Consider the following 11,953-nt stretch of genomic DNA (forward strand, 5'->3'; position numbering starts at 1 on the left):
TTGCCGCGCTTGATCTGGGCGATCTTCTTCATCACCTCGGCCATGAAGGCGTCGTAGATCGACTCCTGAATCAGCGCGCGCGACGGGCAGGTGCACACCTCACCCTGGTTGAAGAACGCCAGCACCAGGCCTTCGGCGGCCTTCTCGATGAACGCAGGCTCGGCCTGCATGATGTCTTCGAAGAAGATGTTCGGGCTCTTGCCGCCCAGCTCGACGGTGCTGGGGATGATGTTCTCGGCGGCGCACTTGAGGATGTGCGAGCCGACCGGGGTCGAGCCGGTAAAGGCGATCTTGGCGATGCGCTTGCTGGTGGCCAGTGCCTCACCGGCCTCACGGCCGAAGCCCTGTACCACGTTGAGCACGCCCGGCGGCAGCAGGTCGCCGATCAGCTCCATCAGCACAGTGATCGACAGCGGGGTCTGCTCGGCCGGCTTGAGGACAATGGCGTTGCCCGCTGCGAGCGCCGGCGCCAGCTTCCAGGCGGCCATCAGCAGCGGGAAGTTCCAGGGGATGATCTGCCCGACCACGCCTAACGGCTCGTGGAAGTGGTAGGCAGCAGTATTGTCGTTGAGCTCGGCGGCAGAGCCTTCCTGCGCGCGGATACAGCCTGCGTAGTAACGGAAGTGATCAACGGCCAGCGGTACGTCAGCGTTGAGGGTCTCGCGCACAGCTTTGCCGTTATCCCACGTCTCGGCGACGGCGAGCACTTCCAGATTCTGTTCGATCCGATCGGCGATCTTAAGCAGAATGTTGGAGCGGTCCTGCACCGATGTGCGACCCCAGGCGTCAGCGGCAGCATGTGCGGCATCCAGCGCCAGCTCGATGTCCTCAGCAGTGGATCGCGGGAACTCGGCGATCACCTCGCCGGTGACCGGCGAGGTGTTAGTGAAATACTGACCCTTGACCGGTGCGACGAACTCGCCACCAATGTAGTTGCCATAGCGCGGCTTGAGAGAAAGGATGGCGCCTGCGGTACCCGGTTGTGCGTAGATCATGCTCGTAGCCTCTCTTTTATTGTCGCTGTCCGACCTGATGCTTGCGTGGACTGTGAGTGGATGTTGGCAGTCCGCTCAGCGGCCCGGTATGCACCAATGGCACAGCGAAACTTGTTATTTGGTAGTAAGTCGTCACCATTGGCCAATGAAGTTGTTGAAAATGGCCGCTGCAAACAGCCTGAAACGACGGAAGCGGAGCCATCGCTCCGCCTCCATCGGGTAGTCCAGATTCAGCCAAGCATCGCCGAGTGCCCGGTCAGCGCTTGGCCACCGCCGCCACTTCCTTGGGCAGCTTAAAGGTCCACACCATGCCGCCCTGGTTGAAGTCCTTGATGCGCTTGGCCACCTCGCCGCCCCACAGCGGCACCGCGCCGCCCCAGCCGGACAGCACCGAGACGTACTGCTCGCCGTCCATCTCCCAGGTGACCGGCGAGCCGATCACGCCCGAGCCGGTGTTGAACTCGTAGAGTTTCTTGCCGGTCTTGGCGTCGAAGGCCATCAGGTAGCCTTCCGGATTGCCGGTGAACACCAGGTTGCCCTTGGTGGCCAGCACGCCGCCCCACAGCGGCGCGTAGTTCTTGTAGCGCCAGACTTCCTTGCCGGTCTTCGGATCGATGGCGCGCAGCACGCCGATGTAGTCCTCGTTGAGCGGGTGGATGGTGAAGCCGGCACCCAGGTAGGCCGCGCCCTTCTTGTAGGCGGTGCCCTCGTTCCAGATGTCCATGCTCCACTCGTTGGACGGCACGTAGAACAGCCCGGTGTCCTGGCTGTAGGCCATCGGCATCCAGTTCTTGCCGCCGAGGAACGACGGCGCCACGGTGACGGTCTTGCCCTGCGCGCCGGCGTCACTGGGCGAGCCCGGACGGTTGGCGTCGTCGTAGATCGGCCGGCCGTTCTTGTCCAGGCCCTTGGCCCAGGTGATCTTGTCGACGAACGGGAAGCCGCGGATGAACTTGCCGTTGGTGCGGTCGAGCACGTAGAAGAAGCCGTTGCGGTCGGCGGTGGCCGCCGCCTTCACGGTCTTGCCGCCGTCCTGGTAGTTGAACGACACCAGTTCGTTGACGCCGTCGTAGTCCCAGCCGTCGTGTGGGGTGGTCTGGAAGTGCCACTTGATGGTGCCGTCGTCCGGGTTCAGCGCCAGGCGCGAGGACGAGTAGAGGTTGTCGCCGGGGCGCAGGTGCGAGTTCCACGGCGCCGGGTTGCCGGTACCGAACAGCAGCTGGTTGGTTTCCGGGTCATAGTAGCCGCCCAGCCACGGCGCCGCGCCGCCGGTCTTCCACAGGTCACCCGGCCAGGACTTGCCGGCCTCGCCACCGGTGATGCCGTTCTCGACCTTCTTGCCGTCCTTCCAGACGTAGCCCATGTGGCCTTCCACGGTCGGACGGGTCCACAGCAGCTCGCCGTTCTTCGGGTTGTAGGCCTCGATCTTGCCGACCACGCCGAACTCGCCGCCGGACACGCCGGTGATCAGCTTGCCGTTGACCACCAGCGGCGCGGCGGTGATCGAGTAGCCGGCCTTGTAGTCGGCCACGGTCTTCTTCCACACCACCTTGCCGGTGTCCTTGTTCAGGGCGACCAGCTTGGCGTCGAGGGTGCCGAAGATCACCAGGTCGCCGTACAGGGCGACGCCGCGGTTGATCACGTCGCAGCACGGCATGATGCCGTCGGGCAGGCGCGCGTCGTACTGCCACAGTTCCTTGCCGGTGCGCGCATCCACCGCGAACACCCGCGAGTAGGAGGCGGTCATGTACATCACGCCATTCTTGATCAGCGGCTGGGCCTGCTGGCCGCGCTGCTTCTCGCCGCCGAAGGAGAACGCCCATACCGGCCGCAGCTGGGTGACGTTGTTGGCGTTGAGGGTATCCAGGGTGCTGTAGCGCTGACCCTGCAGGCCGAGGCCGTTGGTGACCACCTCGCCGGGGGTCTGCGCGTCCTTGAGGATGTCCTCGTCGGTGACGGCCCAGGCGGACAGCCCGGACAGCGCCAGCGCGAGGCCCAGCGTGGTCCTGGCGAAGGAATGGGTGAGACCGGAGTGCTTCATTGCGGCTACCTCTGCGGGTTCATTGTTATTGCCGGGAATTTTTCCCGGTCTGTGACGAATTCTTCGCCGCAGGGGGTGGCGCAACAATTGATCGCGGGGAGCAAAGACCTGCTTCCTTGGTAGCAATACCCGCCCGCCAGGCGGCAGGCGCCGCGCCAACGGCAAGACGCCGCAACCGCCACCGGGGCACGGTGGCGGTTGCGGCGCCGAGGGTCCGGGGCGGCCGAGGCCGGGGGTCAGCCGACCGCCTTGACCATGTCTTCGAGCACCTTCTTGGCGTCGCCGAACACCATCATCGACTTGTCCATGTAGAACAGCTCGTTATCCAGGCCCGCATAGCCGCTGGCCATCGAGCGCTTGTTGACGATCACGGTTCTGGCCTTGTACGCGTCGAGGATCGGCATCCCGGCAATCGGCGAGTGCGGATCGGTCTTCGCCGCCGGGTTGACCACGTCGTTGGCGCCCAGCACCAGCACCACGTCGGTCTGGCCGAACTCGGGGTTGATGTCGTCCATCTCGAACACCTGCTCGTAGGGCACCTCGGCCTCGGCCAGCAGCACGTTCATGTGTCCCGGCATCCGTCCGGCCACCGGGTGGATGGCGTATTTCACGCTGATCCCGCGGTGCGCCAGTTTCTCCGCCAGTTCCATCAGCGCGTGCTGGGCGCGGGCCACCGCGAGACCATAGCCGGGGACGATGATCACGCTGTCGGCGTTGCCCAGCAGGAAGGCGGCGTCGTCCGCCGAGCCGCTCTTCACCGGGCGCTGTTCCTGGCTGCCGTCCTGAACGCCGGCGCCGGCTTCGGCGCCGAAGCCGCCGAGGATCACGTTGAAGAACGAGCGGTTCATCGCCTTGCACATGATGTAGGAGAGGATCGCGCCGCTCGAACCGACCAGGCTGCCGGCGACGATCAGCATCGCGTTGTTCAGCGAGAAGCCGATACCGGCCGCCGCCCAGCCCGAGTAGCTGTTGAGCATCGACACCACCACCGGCATGTCGGCGCCGCCGATCGGGATGATGATCAGCACGCCGATCACGAAGGCCAGCGCCACCAGCACGGCGAAGGCGGTCAGGTCACCGCTGAAGGTGAAGGCCAGACCGAGGCCGAGGATGGCCAGGCCCATGGCCAGGTTCAGCCAGTGCTGGCCGGCGAAGGTCACCGGGGCGCCCTGGAACAGGCGGAGCCTGTATTTGCCCGACAGCTTGCCGAAGGCGATCACCGAGCCGGAGAAGGTGATGGCGCCGATGGCCGCGCCGAGGAACAGTTCCAGGCGGTTGCCGGCGGGGATCGGCTCGCCCAGTTGCGCGACGATGCCCAGCGACTGCGGCTCGACCACCGCGGCGATGGCGATGAACACCGCGGCCAGGCCGATCATGCTGTGCATGAAGGCAACCAGCTCGGGCATCTTGGTCATCTCGACGCGCTTGGCCATGAGCGTGCCGGCCGTGCCGCCGAGCAGCAGGCCGAAAATCACGTAGCCGAGGCCGGCGGTGGTCCCCCCTTCTTGTAGGGAGAGCGCGCCGAGCTTGTAGATCAGGCCGACGGTGGTGAGCACGGCGATGGCCATGCCGACCATGCCGAACAGGTTGCCGCGGCGCGAGCTGGTCGGGTGGGAGAGGCCCTTGAGGGCCTGAATGAAACATATGGAGGCAACCAGGTAGCAGCTGGTGATCAGGTTCATGCTCATCTCAACGACCCTCCGCCGGGGCTTTCGGCGCCTTTTTCTTGAACATGTCGAGCATCCGCCGGGTGACCAGGAAGCCGCCGAACACGTTGACCGCGGCCAGCGCCACGGCCAGGGTGCCCATGGTCTTGCCCAGGCCGGTTTCGGTCAGCGCCGCGGCCAGCATGGCGCCGACGATGACGATGGCGGAGATGGCGTTGGTGACCGCCATCAGCGGGGTGTGCAGTGCGGGGGTGACGTTCCACACCACGTGGTAGCCGACGTAGATCGCCAGCACGAAGATGATCAGGTTGTAGAGACCGTCGGAGATCGGATCCATGGTTGTTGTCCTTGTAGGAGGTCCGCGAAGGGGGCTGACGGGCGGGCTCAGGCGGCGTTGCGGCGCAGCACCTGGCCGCCTTCGCACATCAGGCAGGCGGCGACGATGTCGTCGTCGCGGTCGAGGTGGAAGCGGCCTTCGCCGTCGAGCACCAGCTTGAGGAAGTCCAGCAGGTTGCGCGCGTAGAGGGCCGAGGCGTCGGCCGGCAGCAGCGCCGGCAGGTTGGTGTGGCCGACCAGGGTCACGCCGTGGCGCACCACCACCTCGCCGGGCACGCTCAGCGGGCAGTTGCCGCCCTGGGCGGCGGCCAGGTCGATGATCACCGAGCCGGGCTTCATCTCGGCCACGGTGGCCTCGTGCAGCAGGGTCGGCGCCTGGCGTCCGGGGATCAGTGCGGTGGTGATGACGATGTCGGCCTGCCGGGCGCGCTCGTGCACCGCCTGGGCCTGGCGCGCCATCCACGAGGCCGGCATCGGCCGCGCGTAGCCGCCGACGCCTTCGGCGCATTCGCGCTCCTCGTCGGTCTCGCAGGGCACGTCGATGAACTTGGCGCCGAGCGACTCCACCTGTTCCCTGACCGCTGGACGCACGTCCGAGGCCTCGATCACTGCGCCGAGGCGCCGCGCGGTGGCAATCGCCTGCAGCCCGGCGACGCCGGCACCGAGCACCAGCACGCGGGCGGCCTTCACCGTACCGGCGGCGGTCATCAGCATCGGCATGAAGCGCGGGTAGTGGTCGACGGCGAGCATCACCGCCTTGTAACCAGCAACATTGGCCTGCGAGGACAGCACGTCGAGGCTCTGCGCCCGCGAGGTGCGCGGCGCCGCCTCCAGGGCGAAGGCAGTGATGCCCTGCGCGGCCATGCGCTCGATCTGCGCGCCGTCGAAGGGGTTGAGCATGCCAACCAGTACCGCACCCGGACGCATCTGCGTCAGCTCGGTGGTACTGGGGGCGGCGACCTTGAGCACCAGCTCGGCACTGAGGGCGGCGCCGGCATCGGCCAGGCGGGCGCCGGCAGCCTCATAATCACCGTCGGTAATGCAGGCGGCGCGCCCGGCGCCGGCCTCAACGACGACCTGATGGCCTTGGGCGACAAATTTCCGGACCGTCTCCGGGGTGGCGGCCACGCGGGTTTCGCCATCGTGGGTTTCGCGGGGTATACCTATCTGCACGGGCAAGTCTCCCTAGACAATTTCATAGTTCCCGGGGGGCGTGCCGCAGGGCCGGAGAAGGCCGGGCGTTGCGGCCGGAGCATTGTGCAAAGCTCTCGAACAGGCCGGCAACGCCTTGATTTGAATACGGTACGATAATTGCAATGCGACTTTAGCCATAGGGATAAGGCATCCGACCGGAAAGTCGCAAATCAGTCGCTGTTGACCTGCCGGAACACCTGCGCCTCGTACTTCGGGTACAGGTGAGTGACCGTGCGGGTCAGCTCGAAACGACTCTGGCTGATGGCTGCAAAGCGCTCGGGAATCGGCGTGTTCATCACCTCGTTCATGTCAAGGCCAGCGGCGGCCGAGTCGCGCAGCAGGCCGTCGAGCCAGCCGAGGTAGTCGCGCATCTGCGCAAAAGGCTCGCGCCCGCTGGCCACCGGGCCATGGCCGGGCACCAGCAGCGCATAGGGCAGCTTCTCCAGCGCAGCCAGATCGTCCAGCCAGACCTGCAGCCCCAGCGCCTGCGGGGTGGTCAGGGCGCGCTGGTAGAACACCAGATCGGCGGCGAACAACACCCCAGTGGTCTCGTCGAGGATCGCCAGATCGGCACCGGTATGCCCGCTGAAGGCCAGCATGCGCAGGCGATGACCACCAATTTCGCGCACGCCGGGTTCCAGCGTCTCGCCCGGCAGCAGCACCTCGGTGCCGCGCATCCAGTCGCCGAGCAGGCGATACAGGTTGTCGGCGAACGCTGGCCCCTGCTCGGCGAGCAGCTCGCGGGTGCGCGCCAGCGAGGCGATGGGCAGATCACTGAAGGCCTGATTGCCGAACACATGGTCGGGGTGATGGTGGGTGTTGATCACCAGGACGATCGGCCGCTCGGTGACCCGGCCGATGGCGGCGCGCAGCGCCTCGCCGTAGCGCCTGGAGATGCCGGTGTCGATCAGCACCACCCCGGCCTCGGTGACGATGAACGCCACGTTGACGATGTCGCCACCGTTGCTCATGGCGAAGTTCTCGGTGCTGCCTTCCAGCAGCCAGGTGTTTTCGGCGATCCGGCGCGGTTCGAGAGCGTAGACCAGCTCGGCCGCCGCCAGCGGCAGGCTGAGGAAGAGCGCCACAAACAGGCTGAACAGACGCATGGTGTCTCCTTTGCGGGATGGGGGAGCGCGGCCCGCCCGGCGCCCGCGCACCGCGCCCGGGAGACCCACCGCGCCGAACGTCCGGATCGGGCGGGGCGAACCGCAGGGAAGCGCCGCGCGCAGCGGCGCGGCGCCGGATGGCGAAGCTCAGAACGCCGCTTCGAATTCGTTGCCGTTGTTGTCGCGCAGCCACAGGCGCTGGCCGGCCTCGCGGTCGCCCAGCTGTAGGGTCAGGGTCGGGTTCTCGCTCACCGAGGGGTGCAGCTCCAGGCTGGCCAGCACCTCGCCGGCCTCGCTGCGCAGCTCGGCACGCTCAACGAAGAACTCGGGGATGCCACTGGACAGGCCGTTGTCCATCGGGTGTGACACCCGCAGCCGCAGGCGGCTGCCCTCGCCCATCGGGAAGCGTGCGCCGAACACCTCGCCGAGGTGGTCTTCCCAGCCGCCCTGGGCGCGTACCGCACTGGGCGCAGTACAGCCGCCGCCGGCGGCATCGATACGGGTCGAACCGATATGCCAGACGCCGTCGCGGGTCAGCACCGCAGCGCGGATCGGCGTGGACTGCTCGACGCGGATATTCAGAGCGATACGCGGCGCCACCGGCCCCGTAGGGACGAAGCTGAAGATCTGCGGAATCGGATTGAGTTCGGCCCAGGCGAGGATGCGCACCACCTCGCTGCCCAGCGCCGTAGCATCGATGCTGATCGGCACCTGGCGGGCATCCTCGGCGAACGGCGGCGCACTCAGGCGCACCCGCTCGTCGAACTCGTAGGGCGCCGCGCCGAGAAAGCGCGTCTGGTGGAAGCTCCACATCGGCGACTGCAGCGGATCGCTCTCGCCGGCCCACAAGGGGCCGCTCAACAGCAGCCAGCCCAGCGCCAGACCCATGCTTCGGATCGTCATTCCCTGCCTCCTTCCCGTGTAGGGTGCGCCGTGCGCACCGATAGCGCTCCGGCGCTCGCAAACAGGGACGCGGAGCGTGGGAGCGATCGCTCAGTCGCCGCGGGTCTGCGCCTGCACCTCGCCCTCGTACAGTTCCGGCACCTCGTAGCGCAGCCCGTAGCGGGCGTAGATCTTCGCCAGTTCGCCGGCGCCGATCAGCTCGACCAGCCCGCCCTCCAGGGCGTAGGCCAGCTGGCGGTTGCTCTCGTGCACCGCCATGCCGATGTCCCACTGCTGGCGACCCATCTCCGGATAGGCGTTGTCGGCGGCCTTGAGCTGAGGATCGCCGGCCTCGTGGAGCAGCCAGTCGATCTCGCCGCGCATGGCCATCACCGCATCCACCTGCCCCTCGCGCATCGCGGCGAAGGCCAGCGGCGGGCTGGCGAAGTGGCGGGTGTTGCGGCTCATCCGTCCGCCGAACACCGAACTCATGTAGAACGACGGCACGCTCTCCAGCTCGACGCCGATCGGGTGGTAGCCGAACACCGCGACGCTGGGCACCTCCGCAAGCCGGCGGGTGTCGTGGGCGACCTGCCAGCGCTCGCGCTGGTAGGGGCCGAACATCACCACCAGTTCGTTGACCAGCTCGCCCAGCTCGTTGCGCTTGTAGGAAAACTCGCGGTCGTAGGGCACCCGCAGCATCACGTCGGCCAGCACGTCCGGGCGCAGGTAGTGGCCCTTCCAGACGAAATTGCGCAGGTCGTCTTCGAGCTTCTCGCCCGGCGCGACCCACAGCAGTTCGAGGGCCAGGCCCTGGCTGTCGGCCAGCTTCTGCGCCAGCTCGACGTCGACGCCCCGCGCCTGGCCGTCGGCGCGGAAGCTGTAGGGGGGGAAGTCTTCGTACACCGCCACCTTGAGCACGCCCGAGGCGACGATGTCGTCGAAGGCACGTACCTGTGCTTGGGCCGTTCCCAGCCCGACCAGGCACAGCAACAGCAGGAACAGGCGCGCCATCATGGCTTACTGCGCCGCTTCGGCGCGGCTTTCGATGTAGGTGCGGATCGCCCACAGCGCTTCCTGGCTGAGGTGATCGGCCATGCGTGGCATGTACACCGCACCATCGCGTACTGCACCATTGATTACCCGCTCCTTATACCACTCGTCGCCATCGATGCTGGCCTCCAGCTCGCGCAGGTCAGGGGCGATGCCGCCGGAGATGGCTTCCAGACCATGGCAGCGGGCGCAGTTCTGGTTATAGGCCGAGGAGCCAATCTCCACGGCCTTATCATGATCGGCGTGGGGCTTGCGGTACGGGTTCTCGTCGCGCCATTCCTCACCCAGCTGTTCGAGGCCGGCGGTGTTCACCACCTGCGGGGTGACGTCGCCGTGGGCCAGGGCCTGGGTGGCAGCTCCCAGGGCCAGGGAAGTCAGCAGGGCGCTCAGCAGTTTCTTGTTATTCATGACGGGACCTCGTTTCAGATGCGGTGCAAGGCGATGCACTCCGGGACGGGAGTGTGTTGGCCGCATCTTAGGGAGGCCCCGGCCACCGCCAGTATCCTGCTTTGGTGTCCGCGCCCTACTCCCTTGGTACAAGACTTTCGAAGCAGTGTTGCAGTGCCTTCGGACAAGGCCCTTGGTAGCAGAGCAATTCATTGTTTAGAAAGGGATTTTTTCCCGGAGAGCGCGGGAAGGCTTCCCTATCCCGGGAATCGGTGCGCAGCCACCATCGGGGTGAGCGGCTGCTTCGCGGCAGCCTTCCACCACCGATCAGGGATACCGCCCCATGACAACAACAACGTTCCTGCCATCCACCCCGCACCTGCTGGGCCGCACCATCCATTGCCTGGTTCTGGCCGCCGGCCTCGGCCTCAGCGTGCCGGCCATGGCCAAGCCGGTGACCTGGGAAGACATCGCCAACGACCACGTCAGTACTCAGAATGTGCTGCAGTACGGCATGGGCACCCATGCCCAGCGCTACAGCCCACTGGCCCAGATCAACGCGGATAACGTGTTCAAGCTGACTCCGGCCTGGTCGTTCTCCTTCGGCGACGAGAAGCAGCGCGGCCAGGAGTCCCAGGCCGTGGTCCATGACGGAGTGATCTATGTCACCGGCTCCTACTCGCGGGTGTTCGCCCTCGACGCCAAGACCGGCAAGCGCCTGTGGAGCTACAGCCACCGCCTGCCCGACGACATCCGCCCGTGCTGCGACGTGGTCAACCGCGGCGTGGCCATCTACGGCGACAAGGTCTACTTCGGCACCCTGGACGCGCGCGTCGTGGCGCTGAACAAGGATACCGGCAAGGTGGTGTGGAACAAGAAGTTCGGCGACCACGGCGCCGGCTACACCATGACCGGCGCGCCGACCATCGTGAAGGACGGCAAGAGCGGCAAGGTGCTGCTGATCCACGGCAGCTCCGGCGACGAATTCGGCGTGGTCGGCCAACTGTTCGCCCGCGATCCGGAAACCGGCGAGGAAGTCTGGATGCGCCCGTTCGTCGAGGGCCACATGGGCCGCCTCAACGGCAAGGAAAGCACCCCGACCGGCGACATCAAGGCGCCCTCCTGGCCGGACGATCCCAACCACCCGACCGGCAAGAAGGAAGCCTGGAGCCAGGGCGGCGGCGCGCCGTGGCAGAGCGCCAGCTTCGATGCCGAAACCAACACCATCATCATCGGCGCCGGCAACCCGGCGCCCTGGAACGGCTGGGCGCGCACCGCCGACGGCGGCGATCCCAAGGACTACGACAGCCTGTACACCTCCGGCCAGGTCGGCGTCGACCCGACCACCGGCGAGGTGAAGTGGTTCTACCAGCACACCCCCAACGACGCCTGGGACTTCTCCGGCAACAACGAGCTGGTGCTGTTCGACTACAAGGACAAGTCCGGCAAGACCGTCAAGGCCACCGCCCACGCCGACCGCAACGGCTTCTTCTATGTGGTCGACCGCGCCAACGGCAAGCTGCAGAACGCCTTCCCGTTCGTCGACGGCATCACCTGGGCCAGCCACATCGACCTCAAGACCGGCCGCCCGGTGGAAGTCGAAGGCCAGCGTCCGCCGCTGCCCGAGCCCGGCCAGAAGCACGGCAAGTCCATCGAAGTCTCCCCGCCGTTCCTCGGCGGCAAGAACTGGAACCCGATGGCCTACAGCCAGGACACCGGACTGTTCTACGTGCCGGCCAACCACTGGAAGGAGGACTACTGGACCGAGGAGGTCACCTACAAGAAAGGCTCCGCCTACCTCGGCCAGGGCTTCCGTATCAAGCGCATGTACGACGACCACGTCGGCATCCTGCGCGCGATGAACCCGACCACCGGCAAGGTCGCCTGGGAGCACAAGGAGAAGCTGCCGCTGTGGGCCGGCGTACTGGCCACCAAGGGCAACCTGGTGTTCACCGGCACCGGCGACGGCTACTTCAAGGCCTTCGACGCCAAGACCGGCAAGGAGCTGTGGAAATTCAACGTCGGCACCGGAATCATCTCCCCGCCGGTCACCTGGGAGCAGGACGGCGAGCAGTACATCGGCGTGACCGCCGGCTACGGCGGCGCGGTGCCGCTGTGGGGTGGCGACATGGCCGAGCTGACCAAGCCGGTCGCCCAGGGCGGCTCGTTCTGGGTGTTCAAGCTGCCGAGCTGGGATAGCAAGACCGCCCAGCGCTGAGCAACGGCCCCGGACGTCTCTCCGCCGCCCGGGGCCGACGGGGGCGCGCTGCGCCCCCGTTCCTTGTCGCCCAC

Annotated in this window: 10 protein-coding genes; 1 reads left to right on the forward strand and 9 read right to left on the reverse strand. The window is 66.7% G+C overall.

The window, feature by feature from the left end; translation table 11 throughout:
• The 9 genes from MXC11_RS09255 to pedF all read right to left on the reverse strand — a co-directional run.
• A partial coding sequence (locus MXC11_RS09255) for an aldehyde dehydrogenase family protein (RefSeq protein WP_250009254.1) occupies positions 1–995 on the reverse strand: 995 nt, incomplete at its 3' end.
• A gap of 256 nt (positions 996–1,251) precedes the next feature.
• The gene (locus MXC11_RS09260; protein WP_250009260.1) at positions 1,252–3,036 is read right to left on the reverse strand and encodes a PQQ-dependent methanol/ethanol family dehydrogenase; all 1,785 of its coding nucleotides are present in this window, start codon (positions 3,034–3,036) and stop codon (positions 1,252–1,254) included.
• A 236-nt stretch (positions 3,037–3,272) separates the two neighbouring features.
• Positions 3,273–4,724: an NAD(P)(+) transhydrogenase (Re/Si-specific) subunit beta gene (locus tag MXC11_RS09265; RefSeq protein WP_250009268.1), complete on the reverse strand. Its 1,452-nt coding sequence runs from the start codon at positions 4,722–4,724 to the stop codon at positions 3,273–3,275.
• Position 4,725: 1 nt separating this feature from the next.
• A complete protein-coding gene (locus MXC11_RS09270) occupies positions 4,726–5,040 on the reverse strand; it encodes an NAD(P) transhydrogenase subunit alpha part 2 (protein WP_090214687.1) in 315 nt (104 codons plus the stop codon).
• A gap of 47 nt (positions 5,041–5,087) precedes the next feature.
• Positions 5,088–6,212: a Re/Si-specific NAD(P)(+) transhydrogenase subunit alpha gene (locus tag MXC11_RS09275; RefSeq protein WP_250009286.1), complete on the reverse strand. Its 1,125-nt coding sequence runs from the start codon at positions 6,210–6,212 to the stop codon at positions 5,088–5,090.
• Positions 6,213–6,403: 191 nt separating this feature from the next.
• Positions 6,404–7,339, reverse strand: a complete 936-nt coding sequence (locus tag MXC11_RS09280; RefSeq protein WP_250009291.1) for a quinoprotein relay system zinc metallohydrolase 1 — start codon at positions 7,337–7,339, stop codon at positions 6,404–6,406.
• A gap of 147 nt (positions 7,340–7,486) precedes the next feature.
• Positions 7,487–8,242 (reverse strand): quinoprotein dehydrogenase-associated SoxYZ-like carrier, encoded by a 756-nt coding sequence (locus MXC11_RS09285; protein WP_462938117.1) that lies wholly within the window; start codon positions 8,240–8,242, stop codon positions 7,487–7,489.
• A 90-nt stretch (positions 8,243–8,332) separates the two neighbouring features.
• The gene (locus MXC11_RS09290; RefSeq protein ID WP_250009541.1) at positions 8,333–9,235 is read right to left on the reverse strand and encodes a substrate-binding periplasmic protein; all 903 of its coding nucleotides are present in this window, start codon (positions 9,233–9,235) and stop codon (positions 8,333–8,335) included.
• A gap of 6 nt (positions 9,236–9,241) precedes the next feature.
• Positions 9,242–9,682 carry a cytochrome c-550 PedF gene (pedF, locus tag MXC11_RS09295; RefSeq protein ID WP_250009305.1) on the reverse strand — a complete coding sequence of 147 codons (441 nt, stop codon included), beginning with the start codon at positions 9,680–9,682 and terminating at the stop codon, positions 9,242–9,244.
• Between the two features lie 322 nt (positions 9,683–10,004).
• On the opposite strand from pedF, the gene exaA reads away from it, so the two are divergent.
• A complete protein-coding gene (gene exaA, locus MXC11_RS09300; RefSeq protein WP_250009306.1) occupies positions 10,005–11,879 on the forward strand; it encodes a quinoprotein ethanol dehydrogenase in 1,875 nt (624 codons plus the stop codon).
• The last annotated feature ends 74 nt before the right edge of the window (positions 11,880–11,953 follow it).

The organism is Pseudomonas eutrophicaquae (assembly GCF_023544715.1).
Classification (GTDB): domain Bacteria; phylum Pseudomonadota; class Gammaproteobacteria; order Pseudomonadales; family Pseudomonadaceae; genus Geopseudomonas.

Coding starts and splice junctions, on each gene's coding strand:
- MXC11_RS09260 (WP_250009260.1), bottom strand. CDS start 3,036: ATGAAGCACTCCGGTCTCACCCATTCCTTCGCCAGGACCACGCTGGGC.
- MXC11_RS09265 (WP_250009268.1), bottom strand. CDS start 4,724: ATGAGCATGAACCTGATCACCAGCTGCTACCTGGTTGCCTCCATATGT.
- MXC11_RS09270 (WP_090214687.1), bottom strand. CDS start 5,040: ATGGATCCGATCTCCGACGGTCTCTACAACCTGATCATCTTCGTGCTG.
- MXC11_RS09280 (WP_250009291.1), bottom strand. CDS start 7,339: ATGCGTCTGTTCAGCCTGTTTGTGGCGCTCTTCCTCAGCCTGCCGCTG.
- MXC11_RS09285 (WP_462938117.1), bottom strand. CDS start 8,242: ATGACGATCCGAAGCATGGGTCTGGCGCTGGGCTGGCTGCTGTTGAGC.
- MXC11_RS09290 (WP_250009541.1), bottom strand. CDS start 9,235: ATGGCGCGCCTGTTCCTGCTGTTGCTGTGCCTGGTCGGGCTGGGAACG.
- pedF (WP_250009305.1), bottom strand. CDS start 9,682: ATGAATAACAAGAAACTGCTGAGCGCCCTGCTGACTTCCCTGGCCCTG.
- exaA (WP_250009306.1), top strand. CDS start 10,005: ATGACAACAACAACGTTCCTGCCATCCACCCCGCACCTGCTGGGCCGC.